The organism is Mesorhizobium sp. P2_D5 (genome assembly GCF_056404355.1).
In genome coordinates this window covers 96,239-123,226 of sequence record NZ_JBFUEE010000012.1, presented here as the reverse complement: position 1 = coordinate 123,226, position 26,988 = coordinate 96,239, and the positions used below count along the sequence as shown (strand labels likewise).

General features: G+C 62.8%; 26 protein-coding genes. 12 read left to right on the top strand and 14 right to left on the bottom strand.

What is annotated here, in order from left to right; genetic code table 11:
* The 3 genes from AC1DYW_RS32270 to AC1DYW_RS32260 all read left to right on the top strand — a co-directional run.
* Window positions 1-520 (top strand): IMP dehydrogenase (locus AC1DYW_RS32270; RefSeq protein ID WP_477228866.1); only part of this gene is annotated, 520 nt, incomplete at its 5' end.
* Window positions 471-1,094, top strand: coding sequence for a hypothetical protein (locus tag AC1DYW_RS32265; RefSeq protein WP_095085797.1), 624 nt, complete (start codon window positions 471-473; stop codon window positions 1,092-1,094). The genes AC1DYW_RS32270 and AC1DYW_RS32265, both read left to right, overlap by 50 nt.
* Before the next feature lie 24 nt (window positions 1,095-1,118).
* Window positions 1,119-1,538, top strand: coding sequence for an MAPEG family protein (locus AC1DYW_RS32260; protein ID WP_477228865.1), 420 nt, complete (start codon window positions 1,119-1,121; stop codon window positions 1,536-1,538).
* A 58-nt stretch (window positions 1,539-1,596) separates the two neighbouring features.
* Here AC1DYW_RS32260 and rnd read toward each other — a convergent pair whose 3' ends face one another.
* The 6 genes from rnd to AC1DYW_RS32230 all read right to left on the bottom strand — a co-directional run bounded on the left by rnd (window position 1,597) and on the right by AC1DYW_RS32230 (window position 8,764).
* A complete protein-coding gene (gene rnd / locus AC1DYW_RS32255; RefSeq protein ID WP_095085791.1) occupies window positions 1,597-2,748 on the bottom strand; it encodes a ribonuclease D in 1,152 nt (383 codons plus the stop codon).
* 75 nt (window positions 2,749-2,823) lie between these two features.
* On the bottom strand, window positions 2,824-4,068 hold the full coding sequence (locus AC1DYW_RS32250; RefSeq protein WP_477228864.1) for an MFS transporter: 1,245 nt from the start codon (window positions 4,066-4,068) through the stop codon (window positions 2,824-2,826).
* A 156-nt stretch (window positions 4,069-4,224) separates the two neighbouring features.
* A complete protein-coding gene (locus tag AC1DYW_RS32245) occupies window positions 4,225-5,229 on the bottom strand; it encodes a LacI family DNA-binding transcriptional regulator (protein WP_477228871.1) in 1,005 nt (334 codons plus the stop codon).
* A 153-nt stretch (window positions 5,230-5,382) separates the two neighbouring features.
* Window positions 5,383-6,396 (bottom strand): zinc-dependent alcohol dehydrogenase family protein, encoded by a 1,014-nt coding sequence (locus tag AC1DYW_RS32240; RefSeq protein ID WP_477228863.1) that lies wholly within the window; start codon window positions 6,394-6,396, stop codon window positions 5,383-5,385.
* Window positions 6,397-6,449: 53 nt separating this feature from the next.
* Window positions 6,450-7,220 (bottom strand): L-iditol 2-dehydrogenase, encoded by a 771-nt coding sequence (locus AC1DYW_RS32235; RefSeq protein WP_477228862.1) that lies wholly within the window; start codon window positions 7,218-7,220, stop codon window positions 6,450-6,452.
* A gap of 227 nt (window positions 7,221-7,447) precedes the next feature.
* A complete protein-coding gene (locus AC1DYW_RS32230; protein ID WP_477228861.1) occupies window positions 7,448-8,764 on the bottom strand; it encodes an ABC transporter substrate-binding protein in 1,317 nt (438 codons plus the stop codon).
* Between the two features lie 311 nt (window positions 8,765-9,075).
* Between AC1DYW_RS32230 and AC1DYW_RS32225 the strand changes: the two genes are divergently transcribed.
* The 3 genes from AC1DYW_RS32225 (at window position 9,076) to aspS (ending at window position 13,299) form a co-directional block, all read left to right on the top strand.
* Window positions 9,076-10,062 carry a tagatose kinase gene (locus AC1DYW_RS32225; RefSeq protein ID WP_477228860.1) on the top strand — a complete coding sequence of 329 codons (987 nt, stop codon included), beginning with the start codon at window positions 9,076-9,078 and terminating at the stop codon, window positions 10,060-10,062.
* Window positions 10,059-11,342: a D-tagatose-bisphosphate aldolase, class II, non-catalytic subunit gene (locus AC1DYW_RS32220; protein ID WP_477228859.1), complete on the top strand. Its 1,284-nt coding sequence runs from the start codon at window positions 10,059-10,061 to the stop codon at window positions 11,340-11,342. The genes AC1DYW_RS32225 and AC1DYW_RS32220 overlap by 4 nt, the downstream gene beginning before the upstream one ends.
* A gap of 166 nt (window positions 11,343-11,508) precedes the next feature.
* Entirely contained in the window at window positions 11,509-13,299 is a 1,791-nt protein-coding gene (gene aspS / locus AC1DYW_RS32215; RefSeq protein ID WP_477228870.1) for an aspartate--tRNA ligase, read from the top strand.
* Between the two features lie 115 nt (window positions 13,300-13,414).
* On the opposite strand, the gene AC1DYW_RS32210 is transcribed toward aspS, so the two are convergent.
* Entirely contained in the window at window positions 13,415-14,605 is a 1,191-nt protein-coding gene (locus AC1DYW_RS32210; protein WP_457151810.1) for a hypothetical protein, read from the bottom strand.
* A gap of 27 nt (window positions 14,606-14,632) precedes the next feature.
* On the bottom strand, window positions 14,633-14,977 hold the full coding sequence (locus AC1DYW_RS32205) for a hypothetical protein (protein ID WP_477228858.1): 345 nt from the start codon (window positions 14,975-14,977) through the stop codon (window positions 14,633-14,635).
* Between AC1DYW_RS32205 and parC the strand changes: the two genes are divergently transcribed.
* Together parC and AC1DYW_RS32195 are read left to right on the top strand one after the other, a co-directional pair.
* The gene (gene parC / locus AC1DYW_RS32200) at window positions 14,933-17,185 is read left to right on the top strand and encodes a DNA topoisomerase IV subunit A (RefSeq protein ID WP_477228857.1); all 2,253 of its coding nucleotides are present in this window, start codon (window positions 14,933-14,935) and stop codon (window positions 17,183-17,185) included. The genes AC1DYW_RS32205 and parC overlap by 45 nt on opposite strands.
* Before the next feature lie 197 nt (window positions 17,186-17,382).
* Window positions 17,383-18,597, top strand: coding sequence for an AI-2E family transporter (locus tag AC1DYW_RS32195; protein ID WP_457154028.1), 1,215 nt, complete (start codon window positions 17,383-17,385; stop codon window positions 18,595-18,597).
* A gap of 163 nt (window positions 18,598-18,760) precedes the next feature.
* On the opposite strand, the gene AC1DYW_RS32190 is transcribed toward AC1DYW_RS32195, so the two are convergent.
* From AC1DYW_RS32190 to AC1DYW_RS32180, 3 genes are all read right to left on the bottom strand, one after another.
* Entirely contained in the window at window positions 18,761-19,657 is an 897-nt protein-coding gene (locus AC1DYW_RS32190; RefSeq protein WP_095085762.1) for a DMT family transporter, read from the bottom strand.
* Window positions 19,658-19,775: 118 nt separating this feature from the next.
* The gene (locus tag AC1DYW_RS32185) at window positions 19,776-20,540 is read right to left on the bottom strand and encodes an arginyltransferase (RefSeq protein WP_477228856.1); all 765 of its coding nucleotides are present in this window, start codon (window positions 20,538-20,540) and stop codon (window positions 19,776-19,778) included.
* A gap of 140 nt (window positions 20,541-20,680) precedes the next feature.
* Entirely contained in the window at window positions 20,681-21,151 is a 471-nt protein-coding gene (locus tag AC1DYW_RS32180) for an RDD family protein (protein WP_457153868.1), read from the bottom strand.
* Between the two features lie 210 nt (window positions 21,152-21,361).
* Here AC1DYW_RS32180 and sthA point away from each other — a divergent pair, with 210 nt between their 5' ends.
* A complete protein-coding gene (gene sthA, locus AC1DYW_RS32175) occupies window positions 21,362-22,750 on the top strand; it encodes a Si-specific NAD(P)(+) transhydrogenase (RefSeq protein ID WP_457153869.1) in 1,389 nt (462 codons plus the stop codon).
* Window positions 22,751-22,796: 46 nt separating this feature from the next.
* Here sthA and AC1DYW_RS32170 read toward each other — a convergent pair whose 3' ends face one another.
* Window positions 22,797-23,459 (bottom strand): alpha/beta hydrolase, encoded by a 663-nt coding sequence (locus AC1DYW_RS32170; protein ID WP_457153870.1) that lies wholly within the window; start codon window positions 23,457-23,459, stop codon window positions 22,797-22,799.
* A gap of 202 nt (window positions 23,460-23,661) precedes the next feature.
* On the opposite strand from AC1DYW_RS32170, the gene AC1DYW_RS32165 reads away from it, so the two are divergent.
* Window positions 23,662-24,864 (top strand): OpgC family protein, encoded by a 1,203-nt coding sequence (locus AC1DYW_RS32165; protein WP_477228855.1) that lies wholly within the window; start codon window positions 23,662-23,664, stop codon window positions 24,862-24,864.
* A 4-nt stretch (window positions 24,865-24,868) separates the two neighbouring features.
* Here AC1DYW_RS32165 and AC1DYW_RS32160 read toward each other — a convergent pair whose 3' ends face one another.
* Window positions 24,869-25,948, bottom strand: a complete 1,080-nt coding sequence (locus AC1DYW_RS32160) for a LacI family DNA-binding transcriptional regulator (RefSeq protein ID WP_477228854.1) — start codon at window positions 25,946-25,948, stop codon at window positions 24,869-24,871.
* A gap of 155 nt (window positions 25,949-26,103) precedes the next feature.
* Here AC1DYW_RS32160 and AC1DYW_RS32155 point away from each other — a divergent pair, with 155 nt between their 5' ends.
* The gene (locus tag AC1DYW_RS32155; RefSeq protein ID WP_477228853.1) at window positions 26,104-26,247 is read left to right on the top strand and encodes a hypothetical protein; all 144 of its coding nucleotides are present in this window, start codon (window positions 26,104-26,106) and stop codon (window positions 26,245-26,247) included.
* 60 nt (window positions 26,248-26,307) lie between these two features.
* Window positions 26,308-26,457: a hypothetical protein gene (locus AC1DYW_RS32150; protein ID WP_457154530.1), complete on the top strand. Its 150-nt coding sequence runs from the start codon at window positions 26,308-26,310 to the stop codon at window positions 26,455-26,457.
* 120 nt (window positions 26,458-26,577) lie between these two features.
* Here AC1DYW_RS32150 and AC1DYW_RS32145 read toward each other — a convergent pair whose 3' ends face one another.
* The gene (locus AC1DYW_RS32145) at window positions 26,578-26,952 is read right to left on the bottom strand and encodes a DUF423 domain-containing protein (protein WP_457154529.1); all 375 of its coding nucleotides are present in this window, start codon (window positions 26,950-26,952) and stop codon (window positions 26,578-26,580) included.
* Between the last annotated feature and the right edge of the window lie 36 nt (window positions 26,953-26,988).

Here is a 26,988-nt window from a genome sequence, read left to right as displayed (position 1 = left end):
GCTTTCGGCCATCATGTCGGCGGTCGAGACGGCGCACAAATCAGGCGTCTCGGTGATTGCCGACGGCGGCATCAAATATTCCGGCGATCTGGCCAAGGCGCTCGCCGCCGGCGCCAGCGCAGCCATGATCGGCTCGCTGCTGGCCGGCACCGATGAAAGCCCGGGCGAGGTCTATCTGCATCAGGGCCGCTCCTTCAAGGCCTATCGCGGTATGGGCTCGGTCGGCGCCATGGCGCGCGGCTCCGCTGATCGCTACTTCCAGGCCGAGGTTCGCGACACGCTGAAACTGGTCCCGGAAGGCATCGAGGGGCAAGTTCCCTACAAAGGACCTGTGTCTGGCGTGCTGCACCAGCTTGCAGGCGGGCTGAAAGCCGCTATGGGTTATGTCGGCGGTCGCGATCTTGCCGATTTCCGCGAACGCGCCACTTTTGTACGCATCTCCAACGCCGGACTTCGTGAAAGCCACGCCCATGACGTCACGATTACCCGCGAAAGCCCGAATTATCCCGGCGGAGCCTGATCCGTACGGGCTCTGGCGCAACCTGGCCGCAACGATCCTGCGGCTGTCGCGCCACGCGGCCGCGCTCTGTTTCCTGTCGGCGGCGGTTTTCATCGCCATGACCGTGCTGGAATTCTTCTATTTCCGCCAGTTGAGCGGCGGCCTGGCGTCACTTGATATGCGCTTTCTCGGCTTCACGCCGGACGAAGGCATGGCCTGGCTGACGGCGCTCGGCCGGCGCGGCGGCGAGATCATTCTCGTCTGGCACTATCTGACCTTTGATTTGCTGTTCCCGGCGCTGTTGTCGGTGACACTGGTCAGCCTGATCCTGGCCACCGGCCGGCGATTGAAGAATTTCCGCGTGTTGCCGGGGCAGTTGCAGTCGATCTTCGCGCTGATTCTGGTACTGCCCTACACACTGGCCGATTATGCCCAGAACATCGCGGTGGCGAGCCTGCTGTCCGATTTCCTGTCGGCCAATCCGGATTCGCTGTCTCTCGCCTCGGCGCTGATCGTCACCAAATTCGCGCTTCTCGCCGTCCCGCTGACCGTCATCGCCGCTTTCTGGCTGGCGGGCCAGAAACACCAGGCTTGACGCCAAAACGGGGCAGGGCAGTTCATGAACCAGACCACGATCTTCTGGCCGTTGCTGGCGCAGGTGCTGCTGATCTACATCGTTTATATCGTCCTGGGTCGCCGCAGATACGGGGCGGTCAGGTCGGGTGAAGCCAAGGCCGGTCAGTACAAGCTACGCTCGACCGAGCCGGCCTCCAGTATCACCGTTGCCAGCAATCTCATCAACCAGTTCGAATTGCCGGTGCTGTTCTACGTGCTGTGCCTGACGCTGCACGTGACCAACGGCGTCAACTTCCTGACCCTGGCGCTGATGTGGATTTTTGTCGCGTCGCGCTATTTCCACGCCTGGGTCCACCTGACCAGCAACAATCTGCGGCTGCGCAGCCGCTCTTTCTTCCTCGGTGCTACCGTCCTGGCGCTGGCCTGGATCTGGTTTGCACTGCATCTGCTCGGGGCCGTGTAAGCATCTGCTTACCTCCTGTGCGGGAGGGTCGCCGCAAAGCGAAGCGGGGGTAAAGCTCCTAGAGGTCGAAAACCGCGATCTTGCGCTTGTCGAACTTGAAGCCGATCTCGCCGCGCACCAGCTTCAGCGCGGCCTCGCCGAACACCGCGCGCCGCCAGCCTTGCAGGGCGGGCACGTCGGCCTCCTCGCCCTCGGCGGCGATGCGGTCGATGTCATCGCTGGAGGCCAGCACTTTCGAGGCGACGCCTTCCTTTTCGGCGACGATCCTGAGCAGCACTTTCAACAGTTCCGATGCCGCGCTCGAGCCTTCGGGCGGCTGGAAGTTCTTCGGCAGCTTCGGCATCTGCTCCTTGGGCAAGGCAAGCGCGGCGTTGACAGCGCCAAGCAGGGCCGTCGCCGTCGAGGAACGCTCCCAGCCTTTCGGCGTCGTGCGCAGCTTGCCAAGGGCCGCCGCGTCGCGCGGCGCCTGCTGCGCGACCTCGTAGATCGCGTCGTCCTTGAGCACGCGGCCGCGCGGTACGTCGCGTTCGCGCGCCTCGCGTTCGCGCCATGCGGCTACGGCCTGCACGATCGCCAGTTCCTGCGGTTTGCGCAGCCGCATCTTCAGCCGCTTCCAGGCGTCCTCGGGATGCGGATCGTAGGTCTCGCGCGAGGTGAGGACATCCATCTCCTCGTTCAGCCAGTGAGCGCGGTTTTCCCGCACCAGCTCGGCGCTGAGGTGCTGGTAGACCTCGATCAGATGGGTGACGTCGGCCAGCGCATAGTCGAGCTGCTTGTCGGAAAGCGGCCGGTGGCGCCAGTCGGTGAAGCGCGATGACTTGTCGAGCCGCGCGCCGGTGATCCGCTGCACGAGCTGATCGTAGGAAACGCTGTCGCCGAAGCCGCAGACCATCGCCGCCACTTGCGTGTCGAACACCGGATGCGGAACGAGATCGCCGAGATGGACGATGATTTCGATGTCCTGCCTTGCGGCGTGGAAGACTTTGACCACCGCCTCGTTGGCCATCAGCTTGAAGAATGGCGCCAGGTTGATGTCGGGCGACAGCGGATCGATCAGCGCCGTCACGCCGGGTGCGGCCATCTGGATCAGGCACAGGATCGGCCAAAAGGTCGTTTCTCGAATGAATTCGGTATCGACGGTGACGAAATCCGACTTTTCGAAAGCGGCGAGAACGGTCTCGAGTTCTTTCTGGGTGGTGATGACGTGCATCAAATCGCTTTTGACAGGAGTAAGGTCTTCCTAGATTTCAGCCGGAAGCGCTTTCGTCAAGCTGTGGCGCCATCCTCATGGGGTTCCCGGCCCATCGGAATCGCCGTTTCTTCTGGCGAGCCGCGCGAAAATCGTCGATGTGCGCAACAGCGCGGTGAAGCGGCTGCGCTTGCCCACCGGCACGCCGGAGCGAGCCTGCATCCGGTAGAGGATGACGGCGATGAAGATCGCATAGACGACGGCGCTGAACACGAACAGCGCGCTCGGACCGAAATACTGCATCGCCGTCGAAGCGGCGAACGGCCCGCCAATGGCACCAAAGGAATAGAACAACATCAAGGCTGCGTTGATCAGCACGAACTCGCCGGTGTCGGCGCGGTCGTTGGAATGCGCCGCCGACAGCGAATAGAGCGGCATGGCGAAACAGCCGAAGATGAAGATGATGACGAAGTTGAGCAGCGGATTGCTGCCGGCGATGAACACCAGCGCCAGTGCTGAAAGCATCGCGCAGCAGGTCGTCATCAACAGCACCCGGCGACGGTCCCAGCGGTCGGAGAGGTAGCCGAGCGGATACTGGATGATGGCACCGCCGAAGATGCCGACGCTGACGAAGGTCACGACATCGGCAACCGACATGCCGATCTGCTCGGCATAGACCGGCGACAATGTGCGAAAGGCGCTGTTGGTGACACCGACGGCCATGCAGCCGAAGCAGCCCAGCGGCGAAATCCGCCAGACGCGCGCCAGGTCGAGCTTGACCTCCTCGGGCGGCGTCGGGTTGGAGCGGTCGCCCAGCGAGACCGGCACCAGCGAGAGCGTGATCATGATCGACATGATGGCAAAAATGGTGAAGCCGCCGGCACCGAAGATCGGGATGAGGAACTGGGCGCCGGTCACCGAACCGGTGTCGACCATCCTGTAGATCGCCAGCACGCGCGCGCGGTCGCGATTGCTGACGCCGGAATTCAGCCAGCTTTCGACGATGGTGAACAGTCCGGCAAAGCAGAAGCCGCCGGCAAAGCGCACCGCACACCACATCACCGGATCGAGAACCAGCACCAGCAACAGGGTGCCGACAGAGGCGATTGCCGCCAGCGCCGAAAATGCCCTGATATGGCCGACCGCCTTCATGATGCGGGTGATGGCCAGGCAGCCGAGCAGGAAGCCGGCGAAATAGAAGGTACCCATCAGGCCGATGTCGGAGGCGGAAAACCCTTCCTGCGCGCCGCGCAGCGCGATCAGCGTGCTCTGCAGCCCATTGCCGCCAAGCAGGATGCCGGCGGCGAGCAGGAGCGGGATCAGCGGGCGGATGGAGGACATGAAGGAAAACAACCGCTTGTCGTTGATCCTTCTTGAACCATCGCTTCCGCCAACGCCAGCGGCAATTCCAACGGAACTAGACCGCGCGGATAACCACACTGCGAAAGATGGGAGATCGTCGGCTCTTGGTCTGGCGTTCAGCCAGCCTGTGCCGGCTCAAGCCGAGCTTCGCAGCATCAGTTCCGCGTTGAGCAGGATGCGTCCGCCGTCTGGTTTGGCCGAGGATTCATCCAGCCTCTCCAGCAGAAGTTCGATGGCCAGGCGGCCGATCTCGTTGTAGTTCTGCGCGACAGTCGTGATCGGTGGGCAGGCGTAGCGCGACAGGGGATGGTCATCGTGTCCCGCGACCCGCATGTCGCAGTCGGCCCCGTGGCCTACTTTCAGGCCCAGCTGATACGCGGCCGCGATGACACCGAAGGCAACACGGTCGTTGGCGCAAAGCACGGTCCTGGTCGGTAAACCTTGCCCCTTCAGGATACGAAGCGCTTCATCAAAGCCGAATTTCTCGAAATCCCATGACCGCGCGTCGACGACGGGCACGATTTCAGGCGTCATCTTGAACTGCTGCATGGCCTCGACATAGGCGTCCTGTCTGGCCGAGGCGTTGTTGTTGACCAGCGGCATAGCGAAATAACAAGGCGGCTCGCCTGACCTGCAGAGATAATCGACGATGAGCCTGAAACTCTGCCTGTTGTCGGTGCCGACGAACGACGAAGTCTCGTCGAGCGGCGAATCGACGTAGATCAGCGGGATGCTCGATCCGAGTTCGGCCAGAATCCGGTGATGGGACTGCACGCCGAGCGGCGCGATGATGGCGCCGGCAATGTTCATCGACTTGAATGTCTGGATCGCCTGGTCTTCCATTTCGGCGCGTCCGTCGGAAGATAGCACAAACGCGAGGAAACCGGCTTCGTTGGCGATCGTTTCGATACGGCGCGTCAGCGCCATGTAGAACGGGTCCGTCGAATTCGGAATGATGACGCCGAGAATGTTGCTGCGGCGGCGATTGAGATTGACGGCGAACATGCTCGGCCGAAAGCCGGATTTCCTTTGCGCAGCCTCGATCACGTTTCGAGTGTTTTTCCGTACCGAGCTGGGGTCGTTGAAATATTTGGAAACCGTCGTGCGGGACAAGCCGACGAAGGCCGAGAAGTCCTCCATCGTCCTGATTGTCTTTGCCATTCACGGGCTCCCTGCTCGAACTGCCGTCGCCACTGTCTACTTGAGTCACCTTTTCGCGGAAAGGAGGTGGGATATTCTTTCCGGGCGCAGGAGACCGCGCGTGGTCCATGGGCGCGGCTGAACTTTTGGAAATCACGGATCCGAGGAAAACTGTACTTTCATCGTCGTTGGGTCGCCGCCGGCTTTGGCGAAGAACGGCAGCAGTTCGGAAAGCGGCAGCCGATGGCTGACAAGCCGTGCCATCGTGCCGTCGTCCTGGCTGAGAATGTCGAGCGCCTGCGGGATGTTGCGGTTCAATGAGTGCGACCCCGCCAATTTGATCTGCCGGCGGAAAATCTCGAACGGCGCGACCGAGATCCTGGCATCGGGTGCGCAGACACCGAAAATGAGCGCCGTGCCGCCATCGGCGGTGAAACCGATCATGCCATCGACCACCTTGGCGACGCCGGTGGCGTCGGCGACGAAATCGAAGCCCCGCGCCCGCGCCGACAGCGCCTGCGATCCGGACACCAGCGGCTCCAGACCGAGCGCCTCGGCGAAGGCGAGACGCTGTTCGTTGATATCGGCGACCGCCACGCTGCTGACGCCCTTGGCCCGTAGCGAGAGGGCAAGCAGCAGGCCGATCGGCCCGGCGCCGAAGACCAGCGCGGTGCCGGGCGTGCTGTTGCCGGTCGCGAGGCCGGCGGCGCCGAGACCATTGAGGACACAGGCGAGCGGCTCGGCGAGTGCTGCCGTGGCGAAACCGAGATCGCCGATCCCATGCAGATGGTCGACGGCAACCATGCTGAACTCGGCGAAGCCACCGTTCTCGGTCACGCCGTAGGCCTTCAGGCTGCCGCACAGATTGGTCAGCCCCTTCCTGCAGGCGGGGCAATGCCCGCACGGGATGTTGGGATCGACAGCGACCCGGTCGCCCGGCTTGACGGTGGTGACATCGCTGGCGACCGCCTCGACGGTGCCCGCGTATTCGTGGCCGGGGACCAGCGGAAACGCGCCTTCGCCGTAGCGGCCATGCAGCACCTCGATGTCGGTATGGCAAAGCCCGGCCGCGCGGACCCGTACCAGGGCATGCCCCGGGTTGATCGCGGGCATCTCAAGCTCCGACATGCTGGCAACGCCCGCCGCGGTAAATTGGATGGCCTTCATTTCAGTCTCTCCTGCTTGGACGACCTTGTCCCGGATGGCGCGGCTCGGGCGTGTCAGCTCATCCAGTTGCCGCCGTCGACATTGTATGTCTGCGCAAGGATGTAGTCGCTGTCGGGCGATGCCAGGAACACGGCGAGCCCGGCAATATCCTCGGGCTGCGCGAAGCGGCCGATCGGGACCGATCTGGCCACTGCCGCCTTCTTCTCGCCCGGCTTCAGGCCTTCCCAGCGGGCAAAATGCGCATCGACGACATCCCAATGCTCGCCGTCGACGACACCGGGCGCGATCGCGTTGACGTTGATACCGTGCTTGACCAGCGCCAGCGCCGCCGACTGCGTGGCCGAAATGATGGCTGCCTTGGAGGCGCAGTAAAGCGTCACCAGCGCCTCGCCGCGGCGACCGGCCTGGCTCGCCATGTTGATGATCTTGCCGCCGCGGCCGCGCGCGATCATCACATTGGCCACGGCCTTCATCATGAACAGCGGCGCCTTGAGATTGATGGCGAACACCCTGTCATAGCTCGCTTCGGTGATGTCGGTTATCGGCGCCATGTCGAAGATGGCTGCATTGTTGACGAGGATATCGATGCCGCCGAAATCGCGGTCGACCGCCGCCACGACCCTGTCGATCGCACCGAGGTCGGTGACGTCAAGCTGGATGGCTCTGGCCGCCGCACCGATCGCGGCGGCGGCCCGCGTGGCCCGCTCGATGTCGATATCGGCAATCACCACCTTGGCGCCTTCGCGCGCATAGGCTTGCGCGAAACCCAGGCCAATGCCGCGCGCACCGCCTGTAATGAGGGCAATCTTGTTGTTCAGTTTCATGTCCGAATCCAATTCCGTGAGTTTTTTGAAACGGCATCAGAGCGGCCAGATGGCGACCTGCGCGACGTCATGGAGAGACGTGGCCCATCGGATCCCAGACGCCGCCTGAGAAACGCACGGACCCGCTGTGACGGATCCGTGCATCCTCCAGGCCTGCTGCAACGGGAGGTCTTTTCAGGCCCGGATTGCCTGGGACGGCACACGCACCATCCCTGGCTTGAACGCAGCTATTTGATGTAGCCTGCCTCCGTCATCGTCTTCTCCACGGCGGTCTGGGCGCCATTGAGCACATCGTCGACCGATTGCTGACCGGTGACCGCGGCGGCGATCGCCTGACCTACTTCGGTGCCGATGCCCTGGAATTCGGGGATGGCGACGAACTGGATGCCGGTATACGGAACCGGATCCTTGGTCTGCTTGGTCGGATCGGCGGATTCGATCGCCGAAAGCACCGTCGCGGCAAAAGGCGCCGCCTTCTGGTAGTCGGGGCTGGCATAGGTGGATTTGCGCGTTCCCGGAGGTGCCGCGACCCAGCCTTCGGTCTCGCCGACGCGCTGGACGTAGGCTTTCGAGGTCGCCCATTTCACGAACGACTTCGCGGCGTCCGCCTTGGTGGAACTCGCAGGGATGGCCAAGCTCCATGCCCAGCCCCAGGCACCGTTGGGCGTGACCGCCACCGGTGCCTTGGCGAAGGCGACCTTGTCGGCAACCTTGCTCTGCTTCGGATCATAGACACGACCCGCCGCTGACGTGGCGTCGATCCACATGGCGCAATGGCCGGAGGCGAACAAGGTCTGGTTCTCGTTGAAGCCGTTGGAGCTTATTCCGGGAGGTCCATCCTTCTTCATCGTGTCGACATACCAGCCGATCGCCTTCTTCCATGCATCCGAATTGATCTGCGGCTTCCAGTCCATGTCGAACCAGCGGCCGCCGAACGTGTTCACCAGCGTGCCGACAAAGGCCATGTTCTCGCCCCAGCCCGGTTTGCCGCGCAGGCACAGGCCGTATTGCTCCTTCGACTTGTCGGTGAGTTTGTCGGCGAATTCGGTGATCTGGTCATAGGTGGGCTGCTCCGGCATCTTCAGCCCGGCGGCGTCGAACAGGTCCTTGCGGTAGAGCGTGAACGAGCTTTCGGCGTAGAAGGGCACGGCATAGAGCTTGCCGTCGACCGTCAGGCCGCTTCGCACCGGCGCGATGAGATCGTCATAGTCATAATCGTCGCCAAGATCGTTGAGCGATGTCAGCCAGCCGCTCTTGCCCCAGATCGGCGTTTCATAGCCGCCGATGGTCAGCACGTCGAACTGGCCGCCCTTGGTGGCGATGTCGGTGGTGACCCGCTCGCGCAGGACGTTTTCCTCCAGCACCACCCAGTTGACCTTGTTTCCCGTCGCCTTCTCCCATTCCGGCGACAGCTTCTGCATGATGATCATGTCGCCATTGTTGACCGTCGCAACCGTGATCTCCGCGGCCAGGACGGCAGTCGCCATCAATGCGGAAGCGGCGACCGACGCGGCGAGAATTCCAATACGCTTACCAATTGGCATTTCGTCTCCTCCTTTACGAATGCGCATGTGTAAGTGAACATGCGTATATATTTTATTGCGCTTGAAAACACCCAAGTCAAGCTGCATAGGAGTTGATATTTGGTGGCCAGACCCAGCGCGGCGCACAGCTTCTTGCCATTTGGCACATCGGGAAAGGTGCGTGCGTAGCAAATAAAGTGAACGTACGTGCAGTTTGTGTTGACTTCGCTCGCGATGCGAATTACCTCGGCTACAGGTCAGGAGCGATCGTACAACCCGCACGCCGACACGATCCGCGTCCGCTCCGGCTGGGGAGAGAAGGAATTACAGGAATGAGCTTTTCCCGCCGAAGGGAGATCGCGTCCGAATCCGTGGGGCCGACGATTGCCGCCGGCGAAATCCTGGTCGAGATCATGGCGACGGAGCGGGGTCTGGGTTTCCTCGAACCGATGACGCTGGTCGGCCCTTACCCGAGCGGTGCTCCTGCCATCTTCATCGATCAGGTCGCAAGGCTGGGCGCCGCCGCCGGGCTCGTCGCCTGCGTCGGCCGCGACGATTTTGGCACGATCAATCTGGAAAGGCTCAGGCGCGACGGCGTCGACGTGTCCGCCGTGGCCGTCATCGATCGCTACCCGACCGGAAGCGCTTTCGTTCGCTACAGGCCCGATGGCGGCCGCGACTTCGTCTACAACATTGCCGAATCCGCCGCCGGGCAAATCCGCCTCACCAGCGAGGCGCGCCAACTGGCGGACAGGGCCGGTCACCTGCATGTCATGGGATCCACTCTGTCCGTAGCCGGGCTGAGGGACATCGTTGCCTATGCCACGAAGGCAGTGCGCGCCCGCGGCGGCTCGACCTCCTTCGATCCGAATGTGCGCAAGGAACTGATCGACGGCGCCGACGGCGCGCAATTTTCGGCCCTGGTCGACGATGCCGATCTGCTGCTTCCTTCCGGCGAAGAGTTGCTTACCGCGGCAGGGGTCGACGATGAATGCCAGGCGGTGAAGGCATTGATCGCCAGGGGCGTCGGCGAGATCGTGCTGAAGCGGGGGGCTGCCGGCTCGTCCCGGTTCGCTTCCGATGGCAGCAGGATCGACTGCGCCGGCTTCCTGGTGGAGGAAGTGGACCCGACCGGAGCCGGCGACTGTTTCGGCGCTACCTACCTGACCTGCCGGCGCAAGGGAATGGAGCCCGGCAAGGCGCTGTTTTATGCCAATGCCGCCGGCGCCCGTAACGTCACGCGGCGTGGACCCATGGAAGGCATCGCCGGCTTCGAAGTGCTTGACGGCTTCATCGCCGGGACACAGAGGGCGACATGACGGCCAACCCGCTTGCAGGCCTCGCCACCGCCCACAGAAACGGATCGCCTTACGGCATCACCTCGATCTGCTCGGCCCATCCGCTGGTGATCCAGACCGCCGTAAGGCGCGCCGTCAGGGATAAGGAAACCACGCTGCTGATCGAGGCAACCTGCAACCAGGTCAACCAGTTTGGCGGCTACACCGGGATGACCCCGGACCTGTTCATCGCCTTCCTGCAGGAGATCGCCAGCAGGGAAGGCCTGGAGGCCTCACGCATCATCTTCGGTGGCGACCACCTTGGACCGAACCCGTGGCGCGCGGAGCCGGCCGCACAGGCGATGAGCAAGGCCGAAGCCATGGTCACCGCCTATGTCTGGGCCGGCTTCAGCAAGATCCACCTCGACGCGTCGATGGGATGCGCCGGCGAGCCGGCGGCCCTGGACGACGAGACGATCGCCATGCGGGCGGTGCGGCTGGCCAGGGCGGCTGAAAAGGCGGCCCACGCCAGTGGCGGTGCATTGCCGGTCTACATCATAGGCACCGAGGTTCCCGCCCCGGGCGGCGTCGATCACACGATCAGCGACCTGAGGCCCACCGAAGCGGCAGCGGCGCGCCGCACGATCGATGTGCATCGCCAGATCTTTGCCCGGGAAGGCCTGGCCGAAGCGTTTGGCCGCGTCATCGCCGTGGTCGTGCAGCCGGGCGTTGAATTCGGCAGCCAGAACGTCGTCGCCTACAGGCCGGAGGCGTCCAAGGCGCTGACCGGATTGCTTGATGAGGAACGGTCGCTCGTCTACGAGGCGCATTCCACCGACTATCAGAGCCGCGCGGCGCTGACGGCACTTGTCAGAAATGGCTTTCCCATCCTCAAGGTCGGCCCGGGCCTGACATTCGCCTTGCGCGAGGCGCTTTACGGGCTCGACCTGATCGCGTCCGAAATGGTCGCGGATTATGGCAATAGGTCGCTGGCCCGCACGATGGAGCGCGTGATGCTCGCAGCGCCGGGCCATTGGCACAGTCACTATCACGGCAGTGACGCGAGCCTCTATTTGCAGCGGCACTACAGCTACAGTGACCGCATCCGCTATTACTGGAGCAACCCCACTGCCGGCGTTGCCGTTGGCCGCCTGCGCGAGGTGCTCAACGGCGTCGCTATTCCCGAAACGCTGATGCGGCAATTCCTGCCGATGGTGCCGGCCGAACTCGGGCCTGCTGGGAATCCCGAGGCCATTCTTCATGCAGCGATCGGCCAGGTGCTGGCCGATTACGACGCGGCTTGCCGTGGGGACGCCGCCTGAATCCGTTGCGCTGTCGCTAGCCAAGGGGATTGCTGCGCCTGTCGGGCGGCGCCCGGCGCCACTTGCCTTGACAAATCCGGCCTCCCATGCGCTTTTCGCGCAAATTTTGAGGCCGGGCTGTGATGCTTCGGCCGGCAACGCAGCACCCCGGACCCTACCAATGACAATGCACCGTTACCGCAGCCATACCTGTGCCCAATTGAGGAAGAGCGACGTCGGCTCGACCGTTCGCCTGTCTGGCTGGGTGCATCGCGTGCGCGATCATGGCGGCCTGCTGTTCATCGACCTGCGCGACAATTATGGCCTGACCCAGATCGTCGCCGATCCGGATTCGCCGGCCTTCAAGGTTGCCGAGACCGTGCGTGGCGAGTGGGTCATCCGCGTCGACGGCGAGGTCAAGGCGCGCTTGCCCGAGACCACGAACGCCAACCTGCCCACCGGCGAGATCGAGATTTTCGCACGCGAGATCGAGGTGCTGTCGGCGGCCAAGGAATTGCCGCTGCCGGTGTTCGGCGAGCCTGACTATCCCGAGGATATAAGGCTGAAATACCGCTTCCTCGACCTGCGCCGTGAGACCCTGCACAAGAACATCATCGCCCGGACAAAAATCATCGCCGAAATGCGCAGGCGTATGGGCGAGGTCGGCTTCACCGAATTCTCGACGCCGATCCTGACCGCTTCGTCGCCGGAAGGCGCGCGCGACTTCCTGGTGCCGTCGCGCATCCATCCCGGCACCTTCTACGCGCTGCCGCAGGCGCCGCAGCAGTACAAGCAGCTGATCATGGTGTCGGGCTTCGACCGTTACTTCCAGATCGCGCCATGCTTCCGCGACGAGGACCCGCGCGCCGACCGGCTGCCGGGCGAATTCTACCAGCTCGACCTCGAAATGAGCTTCGTCGAGCAGGACGACGTGCTGTCGACCATGGAACCGGTCATGCGCGGGGTCTTCGAGGCCTTCGCCAACGGCAAGCCGGTGACGCAGAAATTCCAGCGCATCCCCTATGATGTCGCCATGCGCAAATACGGTTCCGACAAGCCGGACCTGCGCAACCCGATCGAGATGCAGGCCGTCTCCGATCACTTCCGCGATTCCGGCTTCAAGGTGTTCGCCAACATCCTGGCCAACGACCCGAAGGCCGAGGTGTGGGGCATTCCGGCAAAGACCGGTGGCAGCCGCGCCTTCTGCGACCGCATGAACTCCTGGGCGCAAGGCGAGGGCCAGCCTGGGCTGGGCTACATCTTCTGGCGCAAGGAAGGCGACAAGATCGAAGGCGCCGGTCCGCTCGCCAAGAACATCGGCGAGGAGCGCACCGAAGCGATCCGGCAACAGCTCGGCCTTGCCGGCGGCGACGCCGCCTTCTTTGTCGCCGGCGACCCGAAGAAGTTCGTGTCTTTCGCCGGTGCTGCACGCACCCGCGCCGGCGAGGAGCTGAACCTGGTCGACCGCGAGCGTTTCGAACTGTGCTGGATCGTCGATTTCCCGTTCTTCGAATGGAACGAGGAAGAGAAGAAGATCGACTTCGCCCACAACCCGTTCTCGATGCCGCAGGGCGGTATCGATGCGCTGAATGGCGAGGATCTGCTCGGCATCAAGGCGTTCCAGTACGACATGGTCTGCAATGGCTTCGAAATCGCCTCTGGCGGTATCCGCAACCATTTGCCCGAGACCATGGTCAAGGCGTTCGAGACGGTCGGGCTGGATCGCGCCACGGTCGAGGAGCGCTTCGGCGGCCTCTACCGCGCCTTCCAGTACGGCGCGCCGCCGCATGGCGGCATGGCCGCCGGCGTCGATCGTGTCGTCATGCTGCTGGTCGGCGCGAAGAACCTGCGTGAGATCACCATGTTCCCGATGAACCAGCAGGCCTACGATTTGTTGATGAACGCGCCTTCGGAAGCAAGCCCGCAGCAGCTTCGCGAACTGGCGCTGCGCGTCGCCGCACCCAAGAAAGACGCCTGATCGCGCCTCGGGTGATGCTTTAAAGAACCGCCCGAACCGATTCTTTCGATTCGCTAATCCCACAAAAAAGCCCGGCATCGCTGCCGGGCTTTTTCGCGTATCGGGGTCGCTTCGATCAGTCTTCGTTCGCCTTGACGGCGACGCCGAGCGTCTTCGGCAATTCGAGCGGGTTGGACATGGCGCCCGCCATGATCAGCGCGAACGGCACAGATGCCGGCGGTTCGGCCGAGATTTCGAGGCTCTTCGGATCGTCGAGATACTTGCCGACGGCCGCGGTCACCTGCGCCGTCAGTTCCGGATTGTTGAGCTGAGCCATGCCGAACGGCACGATCGCCTTGGCCTGGTTGGCGATGTCCTTGGCCGACATGCCTTGCTGCTTGCCGACATATTCCAGCACCTTGTTGGTCAGCGAATCGTCGTCGAAACGGATCGAGGCGCTGTTGAACGAAAGCTGCTGCAACAGGCCGAGCATGGCCATGCCTTGCGCCGAATTGTCGGCACCTTCGGGCTGTGCCGCCATCTTCTTCTGCATTTCCTGCAGCGACTTGATGAAGTCCATCGTGTAGCCGCCGAGGTCGAAGGTCATGCCGAGCGTGCCGGCGTTCTCGACGGAAATGTCGTATTTCGACAGTTCCATCTTGCCGTCCGTGGGCTGCCAGGTGCCGGCCATCTCAAGATTGCCCGCGATGTTCTGGTAGCCGAGCGCGTTGATGACTTCCTTGGACTTGGGGTCGTCGACCAGCGTCAGGTCGGCATTGAACTTTTCCGTGGTTGCGGTGAATTCCATCGCCTTACCGTCCGCCGGCGGCGTGATCTCGACGGCAAGTCCGTCCATCGAGAAGGCGGTCTTGTCGGCGACCTTGACGGTCATGTTTGAGAGTTCGGCCGACTTGTACATCATCAGCGAGCCCAGCGGACCGGTGGAGCCGTCGGCCGGAACCGTCATGCCGTGGATGACGAAGGGGCTGAGGTTGAGCGTGACGCCGTCCTTTGAGTGTTCGAATGCCGATGTCGACACGGTGGCGATATCATAGCCGCCGTTTCCCTCGGTCACGCCCTCGAGCTTGACGTCGCCGATGGGGAGCGCTTCCTTTTCCGCCGCCGGCTTGATGGCAACGCCCTGCAGCACCATGCTGGTGTTGTCGCCGGTCACGCCGGTCCAGGAGATGTCGACGCCCTGGGCGGAAAGTGCAGCCTTCAGCCGGTCGGCGACCGCTGCATCCTGGGCGAGGGCCGCGTTCAGCGGCAGCGTGAGCAAAAAGGTCGAAAAGGCGAACTTCTGGAGAGTTGAGCGGTTGATTGTCATCGCAAGGTCCCTGAGAGTGTCCTGAAATTATTTTTCAATTCTTTGCGCCATCACCATTCCGTGACGAACTGGACGGGAAAAAGGCGTGTCCCGGCACAATGGTCGAAAATCACGGTGAAAGGCAAACTCGATCCCACCGTCTTTGCGCAAACCGGTGAATTTGTAATGAAGAGCCGGTTGCCTGATATCATCACGCTTGGCCTTAGAGGCCTGATGTAACAGGCTGATGTTGGTCGACATCCGTTGGCCTGCGGTTTCATGTTGCAGAAGCGCCGGTACATCTGTCGGCCCCTTGCCGCGAATCACCCGCTCGGCTAGGTCCAGCCCATGGGAAAAAGGCTTTTGCCGCCTGAAAATGGCGGTGGCGATCATGTCGAACCGGTCGATCTGAAGAAGGCGCTGGAAGAGCGCTATCTGGCCTATGCGCTGTCGACCATCATGCACCGGGCGCTGCCGGACGTGCGCGACGGACTGAAACCGGTCCATCGCCGCATCATGCACGCCATGCGTCTGCTGCGGCTGAACCCCGACCAGGGCTTTGCCAAATGCGCCCGCATCGTCGGCGAGGTGATGGGCAAGTTCCATCCGCATGGCGACCAGTCGATCTATGACGCGCTGGTGCGGCTGGCGCAGGATTTTTCGATGCGCTACCCCCTGGTCGACGGGCAGGGCAATTTCGGCAACATCGACGGCGATAACGCCGCTGCCATGCGCTACACCGAAGCGCGCATGACCGATGTGGCGACCGAGCTGTTGTCCGGCATCACCGAAGATGCCGTCGACTACCGGCCGACCTACAATGAAGAAGACGAGGAGCCGGTGGTTTTGCCCGGCGCCTTTCCAAACCTGCTCGCCAACGGCTCGTCTGGCATTGCCGTGGGCATGGCGACATCGATCCCGCCCCACAACGCGGCCGAACTTTGCGACGCGGCACTTCACCTGATCGAGCATCGCGATGCGCCGGTGGCGAAGCTGATGGACTTTGTCCAGGGACCGGATTTCCCGACCGGTGGCATTATCGTCGACAGCCGCGCCGCTATCCTGGAAGCCTATGAAACCGGGCGCGGCGGCTTTCGCGTCCGGTCGAAGTGGATCCAGGAGGACCAGGGCAGGGGCACCTGGAGCATCGTCGTCACCGAAATCCCCTACGGCGTGCAGAAGGCGCGGCTGATCGAGAAGATCGCCGAGCTCTTGATGGCGCGAAAGCTGCCGCTGCTCGAGGATATCCGCGACGAAAGTGCGGAAGACATCCGCGTCGTGCTGGTGCCGAAGAGCCGCTCGGTCGACCCGGGGATCCTGATGGAATCGCTTTTCAAGCTGACCGAGCTCGAAAGCCGCTTTCCCCTCAACATGAACGTCCTGTCGCGCGGCAAGGTGCCCAACGTCCTGTCGCTGAAAGGCGTGCTGCAGGAATGGCTCGAACACCGCCGTGACGTGCTTGTTCGCCGCTCGAAACATCGTCTTGGCGAGATCGAAAGACGGCTGGAGATCCTCGCCGGCTACCTGATCGCCTATCTCAACATCGACGAAGTGATCAGGATCATTCGCGAGGAGGATGAGCCCAAGCAGGTGATGATGGCCCGCTGGTCGCTCACCGACACCCAGGCCGAAGCCATCCTCAACATGCGGCTGCGCGCTCTGCGCAAGCTGGAAGAATTCGAGATCCGCAAGGAATTCGACGGTCTGAGCGCCGAGAAGAAACAGATCGAGGCGCTGCTTGCTTCAAACGAAAAGCAATGGGCGACGATCAAGTGGGAAGTCACCAATATCCGTGACAAGTTCGGCCCGGAGACCGAGCTCGGCAAGCGCCGCACCCAGTTCGCCGATGCGCCCGAACACGACCTGACCGACATTGCGCACGCCATGATCGAGCGCGAGCCAGTCACCGTGGTCGTCTCGGAAAAGGGTTGGCTGCGGGCGATGAAGGGGCATCTTGCCGATCTCTCGACGCTGACCTTCAAGGAGGGCGACAGCCTTAAGCTCGCCTTCCATGCCCAGACCACCGACAAGGTGCTGGTCTTCACGACGGGCGGCAAGTTCTACACCATCGGCGCCGACCGGCTGCCGGGTGGCCGCGGCCATGGTGAGCCGATCCGCATCATCGTCGACATGGACAATGACCAGGACATCGTTACCGCCTTCGTCCACGATCCCAAGCGCAAGCTTTTGCTGGCTTCGTATGACGCCAATGGCTTCATCGTGCCGGAGGAGGAAGTCGTCGCCAACACCCGCAAGGGCAAGCAGGTGATGAACGTCAAGGCGCCCGACGAGGCCAAGCGCTGCATCCCGCTCACTGGCGACCATCTGGCCATCGTCGGCGAGAATCGCAAGATGCTGGTGTTCGCACTCTCCGACATCCCGGAGATGGGACGCGGCAAGGGCGTTCGCCTGCAGAAATACAAGGATGGCGGCCTTCTGGATCTCAAGCCGTTCACGCTGGAGAGCGGCCTGTCCTGGCAGGATTCGGCCGACCGCACCTTCGTCCGGTCGCGTGAGGAACTGGCCGAATGGATCGGCGCCCGTGCCTCTGCCGGCCGCATGGTGCCGAAGGGCTTCCCGAGGACAGGGAAGTTTGGGTAGCTGCTAATCTCCCCCTCGAGGGGAGATGTCGCCGAAGGCGACAGAGGGGTTGGTCGGCGTTTCATGCGCGGCGCCCCACTCTGGCGGCTGCCGGCCATCTCGCCCTCGCAGCTTCACCATCATCATTTGGACTATCGTCACGATTGCTGCACTATACCAGTGCATAAGCAGGAAAGGTGTTCGGGAGAAGCGGGCGTTTGAGGGAAGCAAAAATCCAGAAACCGGAACGGCAGCAGCGCCTGTTCGGCCTGTCGACGCCGCTGCGATCGGCCGTCATTCCGCCGCTGTCGGCGGCGCGCTGGCTGCTGGTGCTGATCGTCGCCGCCGGTGTTTATTTCTTCCATGGCTTCCTGTTTCCGGTGCTGGCGGCGCTGGTCATCGCTTTTGCAAGCTGGCCGCTCTACCGGCGGCTGCTTGTCGCGGTTGGCGGCAACCGCACCATCGCCGCGACCTTTGCCATCCTGTTCATCCTTGCCTTCCTGGTGGTGCCGATCGCGCTTGCCGGCACCTACGCCATCAACGAGGTGCGCGAGTGGGTCGGCTGGGCGATCGAGACCAACCGGCACGGCGCCGTGACGCCGCACTGGATCGCCACCATGCCTGTCGTGGGCGAGTGGCTGAACGAGCAATGGACGACCAATTTTGGCCATCCCGGCGGCATCGGCGAACTGATCCAGTTGGTCAGCGGTGCCAATATCGGCAGCATCTATCGCGGCGTCCTTGCCGCCGGCGGCAGCGCCTTCGGCCTGCTCCTGACGCTGCTGTTCATGATGATCGCGCTGTTCTTCGCCTATCGCGACGGCGAGCATTTTGCCGGCCAGATCGACCGCCTCGGCGAGCGCATCCTGCCGACCAGATGGGAGCGGATCTCGCGCGTCGTGCCGGCAACGATCTCTTCGACCGTGACCGGCATGACCGTCATCGCCATCGGTGAGGGGCTGGTGCTGGGCATTGCCTACTGGCTGGCCGGCGTGCCGTCGCCGGTAACGCTCGGCGCCCTGACCGGCGTCATGGCGCTCATCCCCGGCGGCGCACCGCTGTCCTTCACCCTGGTCTCGATCTACCTCGCCGCCAGCGGGTCGCCGATGGCTGGGCTCGCGCTGTTCCTATGGGGTGCGGTCGAGCTGTTCATCGTCGACAAGACGCTGCGCCCGAAGCTCGTCGGCGGGCCGATAAAGCTACCTTTCCTGCCGACTTTTTTCGGCCTGATCGGCGGCGTCAAGACCATGGGGTTCCTCGGCCTGTTCATCGGCCCGGTGCTGATGGCCCTGCTAGTCGCGATCTGGCGCGAGTGGCTGCGCGAGGTGGAACTGACCGACGAAATCATGTCGGGTTCGCCGGCCGAAATCGAAGCTGGCCCGCAGATCGAGGTTCTGCCTGAACCCAGCGTGGTGAAGAAAGCCAGCGCCTGATTCTGCGATCCGGTTCGCGTTAAGGGGTGTTGAGAGTCAGGTTAGGCCGAGCCGAAAGCGACGGCTTTCGAGAACCGGAGCGGAGCGTACTTTTCGTACGTGAGCACCGGAAGCGCAGGAAACCGCCGTTTGCAGGCCGGCATCACCTGAATATCGACATACCTTAGGCCGGGTGATGCACCGCAAGGTCGCCACGGCGCTTGCGTCCGTCGTGCAGTTGCCACAGCGAATGGGCTATCAGCGTGACGATCAGGATCACGCCGCCGATCAGGCTGTTGCGGGTCGGTGTCTCGGCAAAGATCATCCACACCCAGACCGGCGCCAGCACGGTTTCGAGCAGGTAGAACATCGCCACTTCGGGACCTGAAATGTATTTCGGACCGTTGGCGAGGCAAAAGAACGAGATCGGCATGATGACGGCGCCGTTGAAGATGATCCACCATGGCGCATTGACCTGAAAACCTTCGCCAGTGACCATGAAAGCCGCCAGCGCCAGCGGCAGAAGGACGCCGACAAGGGCCGTGAATCCCATATCCTTGCCGCTGGCGTGCGAGATGGTGATGGCGACCGCGATGAAGAATGCCGAGCACAGCGCCATGAAATCGCCGAACAGGTGCCCGGTGCCGACCGAGCCGCCGACGATGACCAGCACGCCGAGGATCATGACCAGCATCGCCACGATCGTTACCAGCCTTGGCTTCTCCTTCAGGAATATCCAGGACAGCAGCGCGGCGAAAACGGGGTTGAAGGCCAGGATGAACACCAGGTCGGCGGTCGAGGTGTGGAAGACGGCGGTGACGAAGGTGATCGAGGTCAGCCCGTAGCAAATCGCCACGACAAGGCCGGACCAGCCGGGGATGAGTTGCGGGGCGTTCCGGCTGAGCGCGCGCCAGATCGACCAGATGATCATGGCCGCGACGAAGGTGGTGCCAGTGCGCAGCAGCAGGATCGTCCATGCGCCGCCGTCGGCGAGCCGGATCAGCGGGATATCGACGGTCAGCGTCAAGCCGCCGATGGCTGTTATCAGAAGGCCTTTCTGGTGGTCGTTGTGGGAGGACATGCAGCAACTTTCGCAATGAAATGCAGGTGGACCGGCGCAATGGCGCACTCTCTAGCCAAGCGGCTGAAAGACCAGCATCCCCCGCTTTGAAACAGTTATGAGTGGATCGTGGAAAAACTCAGCGTGAAACCGCTTCGTTGGTGTAACGCTCCCAGCCCTTCGGGCCGAGATGCTCCTGCGGCATGAAGCGCATCTTATAATTCATCTTGCGCGAGCCGTTGACCCAGTAGCCGAGGTAGACATTGGGCAGGCCCATGGCCCTGGCGCGGGCGATATGATCGAGGATCATGAACGTGCCGAGCGAACGATCCTCGAAATCGGGATTGAAGTAGGAATAGACCATCGACAGGCCGTCGGCCATCTTGTCGGTGAGCGCCACCGCGATCAGTTCGCCCTGTCCCTTGCCGGTGATGAAGGTGTCGGGCCCGCGCCGCCGGTATTCGATCACCTTGGTGTCGACATGGGTGTCCTCGACCATCATGGCGTAGTCGAGCACCGTCATGTCGGACATACCGCCACGCCGGTGGCGGGCGTCGAGGTAGCTGCGAAATAGCGAATATTGTTCGGTCGAGGGCTCGGCATTGTGCATGTAACCGACGAGGTCGGAATTGTGCTGCAGCACCCGCTTCATGTTGCGGCTGGCGCTAAATTCCTGGGCGAGGATGCGTACCGAAACGCAGGCGCGGCAGGTCTCGCATGCCGGCCTGTAGGCGATGTTCTGCGAGCGCCGGAAGCCGCCTTGCGTCAACAGGTCGTTCATCTCCGCCGCCTTGTCGCCGACCAGATGCGTGAACACCTTGCGCTCGAACTGGCCGTCGAGATAAGGGCACGGCGACGGCGCGGTCAGGAAGAACTGCGGCGACTGGGTCGGATGCTGCGTCATCGAGCCTTGGAAACACTCCTTCGAATCGCTCTACCTTTGGCGCGGATGGCGAAAAATTCAACAGGATTGTGTGGGCGTGGTTGACTAGACGCCTTCACATTTACACTCAATCGGCCGTGACTGCGCCTGACAGGGCCGTTTCAGCGGTCGGTGCGGCTGACCACGGTGCCGAGCAAAAGGTCATGCAGCGTGCGCTTGCGATCGGCAAATAAGGTCACCAGAAGGACCAGCGGCGACAGGATGACGTTGCCGGCCCAGAACAGCACCGAATGGACGACGGCGGTCAGACCGTCGATCGGCCTGCCATCGAGCCGGTCGAGCCGGATGCCCATCAGCTTCATGCCCGTAGTGGCTTGGTCGGCACTGCCCAGCGTGTTCCAGATGTAGAGAATGGCGACGGCCGGCACGAGGGCGCCAAACAGCATCCAGCCAAGACCGAGGGTCAAAAGGCCGAGGAAGAACACCAGGATGGCGAACGGAATGGTGAGCAGCGCGACGATGATATAGTCGATCACGAAGGCCAGGATGCGCCGCGTGCGCACGCCGTCATAGGCCCTGACATCGTCGAGCCTGGTCGGGATGATTTCGCCGTCGAGAACGCGCGCGTTCATGTCATTTCCTCGTAACAAGGCCCGACATAGGGTGCGAGCCGCTCGGTAATGAAATGGTGAAGGCCCGCGGCGGAATCAAGATCGAGCTTTTTGCGGCGCGCAAGCCGCGAGCTGCATAAGACGCAATCCGAATCGGTTGAATTTGCGGCGCGGATGGCATTAGCTTGCTGCGGCGCAACAAAGCGCTCAGGGGCAGAGGGACGGGGCACTATGGACTACGACATGCTGGTCATCGGCAGCGGTCCCTCGGGGCGGCGCGCTGCGGTGCAGTCGGCCAAGCTCGGCAAATCGGCGCTGGTGGTCGACCGCGGCCGGCGTCTTGGTGGCGTCTCGGTGCATACCGGCACCATTCCATCGAAAACGCTGCGCGAAACCGTGCTCAACCTCTCGGGTTGGCGCGAGCGTGGCTTCTATGGGCGCGGCTACCGGGTCAAGCAGGATATTTCGGTCGGCGATCTTGTCGAGCGCCTGCACAAGACGCTCGACCACGAGGTCGAGGTGCTCCAGCACCAGTTCATGCGCAACACGGTCAAGAGCGCCCGCGCCGACGTGAAGTTTCTTGGCTCCAACAAGGTCAGCCTGACCACCGACACCGGAGACTACAGCGAGGTTGGTTTTGCCAATGCGCTGATCGCGGTCGGCACAAGGCCGCACAGGCCGCGCGATGTGCCTTTCGACAGGACCCGAATCTTCGACAGCGACGAGATGCTGGAGCTCGACCGTTTGCCGCGCACACTGACCGTGATCGGCGCCGGCGTCATCGGGGTCGAATATGCGACGATCTTTTCCGCGCTAGACGTGCCGGTGACATTGGTCGAGCCGCGCAACTCCATCCTCGATTTCGTCGATCGCGAGATCGTCGACGATTTCATCCACCAGATGCGCGATCGCGGCATGACGATCCGGCTGGGCAGCGCGGTGAAGGAAATCCGGTCCAAGCCGGACGCCGCCGAGGTCGAACTGGCCGATGGCCGCACCATTCGCTCCGAGGTGGTGCTCTACGCCGCCGGCCGAACCGGGAATGTCGGCAGCCTGGGGTTGGATATCGTCGGCATCGAAGCCGACTCAAGGGGGCGGATCAAGGTCGATCCGCAGACCTTCCAGACCAGCGCGCCCAACATCTACGCCGCCGGCGACGTCATCGGCTTTCCGAGCCTGGCCTCGACCTCGATGGAGCAGGGCAGGGTGGCGGCCTGTCATGCTTTCGGCGTGCCCTTGCCGCCGCCGCCTGAAACCTTTCCCTATGGCATCTATGCGGTGCCGGAAATCTCGACGGTCGGCCAGTCCGAGGAACAGGTGCGTGAAAGTGGGGCCGCCTATGAGGTCGGCGTGGCGCGTTTTCGCGAGACCTCGCGCGGCCACATCATGGGGGTCAATACCGGCTTTCTGAAGCTGTTGTTCTCGATCGAAACGCGCCGCCTGCTCGGTGCGCACATCATCGGCGAGGGCGCCACAGAGCTCATCCACATTGGCCAGGCGGTGATCAATCTCGGCGGCACCGTCGACTTCTTCGTCAACAACACCTTCAACTATCCGACGCTCGCCGAAGCTTACAAGATCGCCGGGCTGGATGCCTGGAACCGGATGGGGCGAGGGTAGGCTGGTCGGCGCCGTCGGCATGCTGGTCAGCAACGGCAGCCAGCAGCTAGGCGGCCGTTGCCGTCACCGCCTTCAGCCATTGCCTTACGATTGCCGCGTCGGCGCTGCCGAATTCATGACCCGATGGAACAATCCTCGCGTCGAGGTCGGCGCCATGTTGGCTGAGCAATGTCACCAGAGCCGGCGCGAAGGGCGCATAGGTAAGGTCGGCAGCACCGGCGACGATCAGCACCCGCACGCTTGACAGATCCGTAGCCGGCACGTCGTCGAGCACCGGCATCGGCCGCAGCAGCGCGGCGCGTTCGACGAGGCCCGGATGCAGCAGCATCAGGCTCGAAACCAGATTGGCGCCGTTCGAATAGCCGAGAAAGATCGTGCGGGAGAGATCGAGATTGTGGCGTGTGGCCACATCCGTGACGACCCCTGCAAAAGCGTTGGTTTCGGTGCGGATGCTGTGCTGTTCGAAGCGCGTCGGCGTGATGCGCGCGAACCAGCGGAAACCATCCTCCTGGACAATGCGGCCGCGCACGGCGACCAGCGTGGCGTGCGGCGCGATCTCTCGTGCCAGCGGCACCAATGTCGTCTCATCGACACCCGACCCATGCAGCAGGAAGAAGCATTGACCAGTTGAATCCGCAGGCCTGTAAATGCGGTAGCAGAAGGCGAGATCACGCCGTAACGCACCATCTTGTGAGGTCTCTTCGGTCATGGCCTCATCCTTTTGATTTCATGACGGTTCCGGTCAGTTTGCCGGCTTCAAAACGCAATATTTTCAAGCTCCGCGAAAGTTGATTGAACCGGGCGCATTACTGTCCGTTTCTTCGCCGATATCATTCCTATGGGAGGAATCGAAGCGGTGCGCCGGGGGTCGCATTGCCGGCATGAACAACCAGCTTTGAGGCCTTTTGTCGATGACCACCCAACTTTCCCCGGACCGCGATACGCGCGTCTCGGAGCGTGACACGCGCATCGATGTACTGCGCGCTCTCGCCTTGCTGACCATCTTTGTCGACCACGTGCCGGGTACCGCCTTCGAGTATCTGACCTACAAGAATTTCGGCTTTTCAGACGCGGCAGAGGTCTTCGTGCTGATTTCCGGAATCTCGGTCGCGCTCGCCTATGGCAAGAAATTCCAGCCTGGAAACCGGCTGCTGGCAACGTTGAAGCTGTGGCGCCGTGCTGGCGTGCTCTACGCCGCCCACATCGTCACCACCATGGTGGTGATGGCGATCTTCTGCGCGGCGGCGGTGTTCGCCCGCCGACCTGAGCTGCTGACGATGATCAATATCGAGCCGTTGATCAAGAATACGCCGCAAGTGCTGGTCGGCATCGTGACGCTCGGCCACCAGCTCGGCTACAACAACATCCTGCCGGTCTATGCGGTGCTGCTCCTGCTGGCGCCGGTCTTCCTGCTCTTCGTCAGCTACCGGCCATTGCCGGCACTTGTCGCATCCGGTGCGCTGTGGCTGGTCGCCGGGATCTACCAGATCGCGCCGCCGAACTATCCCGAGCCCGGCTTCTGGTTTCTCAACCCGCTGTCGTGGCAGTTCCTGTTCAACATCGGCCTTGCGGGCACGCTGCATGTGCGTCGCGGTGGCACCATCCCGGTCAATCGCTGGCTGGTTGGCGCGGCTTTGGCCTACACCGCCACGGCGCTGGTCTGGGTGCACAGTCCGCTATGGGGGCAGATCTCCTGGTTGGGCCTGCCTCCGGTGCTGACCGGCTTCGACAAGACGTTCCTGGCGCTGCCGAGGCTGCTGCATATCCTGGCGGTGAGCTATCTGATCGTGGCATTCCCCGCCGTCTCGAACCTGTTCCGCACTGGGCGCGATCATCCGCTTGCCATATTGGGCAAACGATCATTGCCGGTTTTCATTGCCGGCACGGTGCTCGCCCTGACGGCGCAGGTGCTGAAGCTGATCAACCCGGGCGGGCTGGCCTATGACAGCCTGTTGATTGCCGCCGGCATCGCCATGCAGTTTGCGCTTGCCTACTATCTCGAATGGCTTTCGAGCCTTGGCAGGCCCGGGAAAAGCAGACCGGCTCAAAACGCCGCACTGCCGGTCCAGGCGTCCTTCGTCATGTCGTCGATGGCAACAAGAATGGGGCGTTGAGGCGTCAGGCGGGCGAGGGGCCGGATGAGGCCCGCACCACGAGGTCGACCGGCAGCGATTGCCGACTGAACGTGCCGTCGTTTTCGAGGATCGCCTTGACGGCAAGGCGGCCCATCTCGGCGATCGGCTGGACGATTGTGGTCAGCGGCGGCTTGGAGACCGCTCCTTCCGGGACACCGTCGAAGCCGACGATCGAAACGTCGCCCGGGACAGTGATGTCGTGCTGGCGCAGCCAGTCCAGCGCATGCAAGGCGATCCTGTCCGACATTGCCAGGATGGCGGTCGGTGTCTCGGCGCCGGCGAAGATATGATCGAGGCCCGCCCAGACGCTCTCCTCGTCATTGACGGTTTCGTAGATCGGCACCTTCGAGACGTCGATGTCGACGCGGGAGAGTTCGGCGAAGTAGCCGCGCAGGCGGTCACGCGTCCCGGAGTAGAGGGCCTTCTCCACCTGCGCCTGCGTGGTTGGGCCGAAGCCGGCGTCGGCACAGGGCAGGGCAAGCACGGCAAAGCGACGATGCCCGAGCTCGGTCAGATGGCGCGCCGCGAGACCGGCACCGACGATGTTGTCGACACCGATCGCCGCGACCGCCCCGTCGTCGTCCGAATCAAGATCGAGTGCGACAAACGGGAGTTTGCGTTCGCGCGCCAGTTCGACCAGCCTTGAGCCGCCTTCGATACAGAAGACGATGAAGCCATCGACCAGCGCGCTCTGGATGTTCCAGGCGAGCTGTTCGTTGTTGGCGGCGGAGACCAGCGAGATCCCCGCACCAGTCGCGTCGCAAGCCTGCGAGATGCTGGCCATCATCACCCGGGCGAAAGGGTCGTTGAAGAAATAGGACAACGGTTCCGCGGTCGCGACACCGATGGCATTGACCTTGCCGGCGCGCAGCAGCCGACCCTTGGGGTCGGGTCCGCCATATCCCATTGCCTCGGCTGCCGCCTTGACCCGTTCGCGGACCTCCTCGCGCACGATCTCCGGGCGGGCGAACACGTTGGACGCGGTGCCGTGCGACACGCCGGCCGCTTTGGCAATGTCTGCCAGCCGGACCGGTCTTGTCTTTCCAGAGCTCAATGGGGCCATCTTCGTCTCCTGAATTCATCCCATCTAACACTTTCGTTGGATCGGTTCAAATTCTGCCTTGAACAACGACCCGGCGAGGTGTATCTTTGAATCGATCCAAGGGGACAAAGGTCCATATTATTGGATCGATTCAATATCAGCAAGGGAGATGTGTCATGCATCCCGTCAACTATCTCTTCCAAGACATCTACCGCAACGACTGGAGCATCGGTTCGACCGCCACGAAACAGAGGCGCCACGAGAGTGACAGCCCATGGGTTCGCGAACTGCGGTTCTTCGCCGAGCGCAGACGGAGCTGATCGGGATAGCTTTTTTGTGCGCACCGATTGGATCGATTCAAATCTTGAAAGGAGTGCATCATGCATCCCGTGAGCTATCTGTTCGAAGACATCTACCGCAACTACTGGGGCATCGCGCCGGCGTCCAAACGGCCGGAGAGGCGTCTACTGGCGAAGCTGCGGCGGCACGGTCGCGAAGTGCTCGATAAGCCCGAGCGACGGCAGGATTGATCGTTCGACAAACGCGGTGTGACAGGATCGCGTCGGTTTCGCGAATAGGACCGTCCCGGGCAGTGCGCCCGGAGACATCGCCCCCCAGAGACATCGATAAAGGCTGCTGGTCCAGCCTGGTCAGGAACGTGTGCGCACCAGCGCCGAGCCGGCGATCACCAGCCAGCCGGCGATGAGCAAGGTGCCGCCGATCGGCGCCGACAGCGGGAACAGCCGCGAACCGAGGAAATCGCGGGCCAGCAGGTCGCCGCAGAACAACAGCAGCCCAACCAGCAGGATCAGGCTGCCGATGCGCAGCGTCCGGTTCGCGCCAAGCAGTCCGGTCGCGAGGAAGACCGGCGCGTGCATGAGCAGGAAGGATGCGGCAGTGCCGACAAAGGCACCGCCCAGATGCGCCGCCGCGGCCGACAGCGCCACGCCGGCGGCGCCACAGAGGCCGCCGGCCAGGACGAGGATCTGGCCGCTGTTGACGGAAGATTGCTCGGCCGTGCTCATGTCTCGGGCTCCGTGACGTTCAAGGCAAGCGACCCA

Bases quoted from the DNA above. Each gene is read 5' to 3' on its own strand.
- AC1DYW_RS32180 (WP_457153868.1), bottom strand. From the start codon at position 21,151: ATGAACGCGCGCGTTCTCGACGGCGAAATCATCCCGACCAGGCTCGAC.
- AC1DYW_RS32170 (WP_457153870.1), bottom strand. From the start codon at position 23,459: ATGACCGAAGAGACCTCACAAGATGGTGCGTTACGGCGTGATCTCGCC.
- sthA (WP_457153869.1), top strand. From the start codon at position 21,362: ATGGACTACGACATGCTGGTCATCGGCAGCGGTCCCTCGGGGCGGCGC.
- parC (WP_477228857.1), top strand. From the start codon at position 14,933: ATGGGAAAAAGGCTTTTGCCGCCTGAAAATGGCGGTGGCGATCATGTC.
- AC1DYW_RS32145 (WP_457154529.1), bottom strand. From the start codon at position 26,952: ATGAGCACGGCCGAGCAATCTTCCGTCAACAGCGGCCAGATCCTCGTC.
- AC1DYW_RS32190 (WP_095085762.1), bottom strand. From the start codon at position 19,657: ATGTCCTCCCACAACGACCACCAGAAAGGCCTTCTGATAACAGCCATC.
- rnd (WP_095085791.1), bottom strand. From the start codon at position 2,748: ATGCACGTCATCACCACCCAGAAAGAACTCGAGACCGTTCTCGCCGCT.
- AC1DYW_RS32185 (WP_477228856.1), bottom strand. From the start codon at position 20,540: ATGACGCAGCATCCGACCCAGTCGCCGCAGTTCTTCCTGACCGCGCCG.
- AC1DYW_RS32160 (WP_477228854.1), bottom strand. From the start codon at position 25,948: ATGGCCCCATTGAGCTCTGGAAAGACAAGACCGGTCCGGCTGGCAGAC.
- AC1DYW_RS32235 (WP_477228862.1), bottom strand. From the start codon at position 7,220: ATGAAACTGAACAACAAGATTGCCCTCATTACAGGCGGTGCGCGCGGC.
- AC1DYW_RS32165 (WP_477228855.1), top strand. From the start codon at position 23,662: ATGACCACCCAACTTTCCCCGGACCGCGATACGCGCGTCTCGGAGCGT.
- AC1DYW_RS32245 (WP_477228871.1), bottom strand. From the start codon at position 5,229: ATGGAGGACTTCTCGGCCTTCGTCGGCTTGTCCCGCACGACGGTTTCC.
- AC1DYW_RS32240 (WP_477228863.1), bottom strand. From the start codon at position 6,396: ATGAAGGCCATCCAATTTACCGCGGCGGGCGTTGCCAGCATGTCGGAG.
- AC1DYW_RS32230 (WP_477228861.1), bottom strand. From the start codon at position 8,764: ATGCCAATTGGTAAGCGTATTGGAATTCTCGCCGCGTCGGTCGCCGCT.
- AC1DYW_RS32205 (WP_477228858.1), bottom strand. From the start codon at position 14,977: ATGATCGCCACCGCCATTTTCAGGCGGCAAAAGCCTTTTTCCCATGGG.
- AC1DYW_RS32250 (WP_477228864.1), bottom strand. From the start codon at position 4,068: ATGTCCTCCATCCGCCCGCTGATCCCGCTCCTGCTCGCCGCCGGCATC.
- AC1DYW_RS32210 (WP_457151810.1), bottom strand. From the start codon at position 14,605: ATGACAATCAACCGCTCAACTCTCCAGAAGTTCGCCTTTTCGACCTTT.
- AC1DYW_RS32150 (WP_457154530.1), top strand. From the start codon at position 26,308: ATGCATCCCGTGAGCTATCTGTTCGAAGACATCTACCGCAACTACTGG.
- AC1DYW_RS32220 (WP_477228859.1), top strand. From the start codon at position 10,059: ATGACGGCCAACCCGCTTGCAGGCCTCGCCACCGCCCACAGAAACGGA.
- AC1DYW_RS32155 (WP_477228853.1), top strand. From the start codon at position 26,104: ATGCATCCCGTCAACTATCTCTTCCAAGACATCTACCGCAACGACTGG.
- AC1DYW_RS32265 (WP_095085797.1), top strand. From the start codon at position 471: ATGACGTCACGATTACCCGCGAAAGCCCGAATTATCCCGGCGGAGCCT.
- AC1DYW_RS32260 (WP_477228865.1), top strand. From the start codon at position 1,119: ATGAACCAGACCACGATCTTCTGGCCGTTGCTGGCGCAGGTGCTGCTG.
- aspS (WP_477228870.1), top strand. From the start codon at position 11,509: ATGCACCGTTACCGCAGCCATACCTGTGCCCAATTGAGGAAGAGCGAC.
- AC1DYW_RS32225 (WP_477228860.1), top strand. From the start codon at position 9,076: ATGAGCTTTTCCCGCCGAAGGGAGATCGCGTCCGAATCCGTGGGGCCG.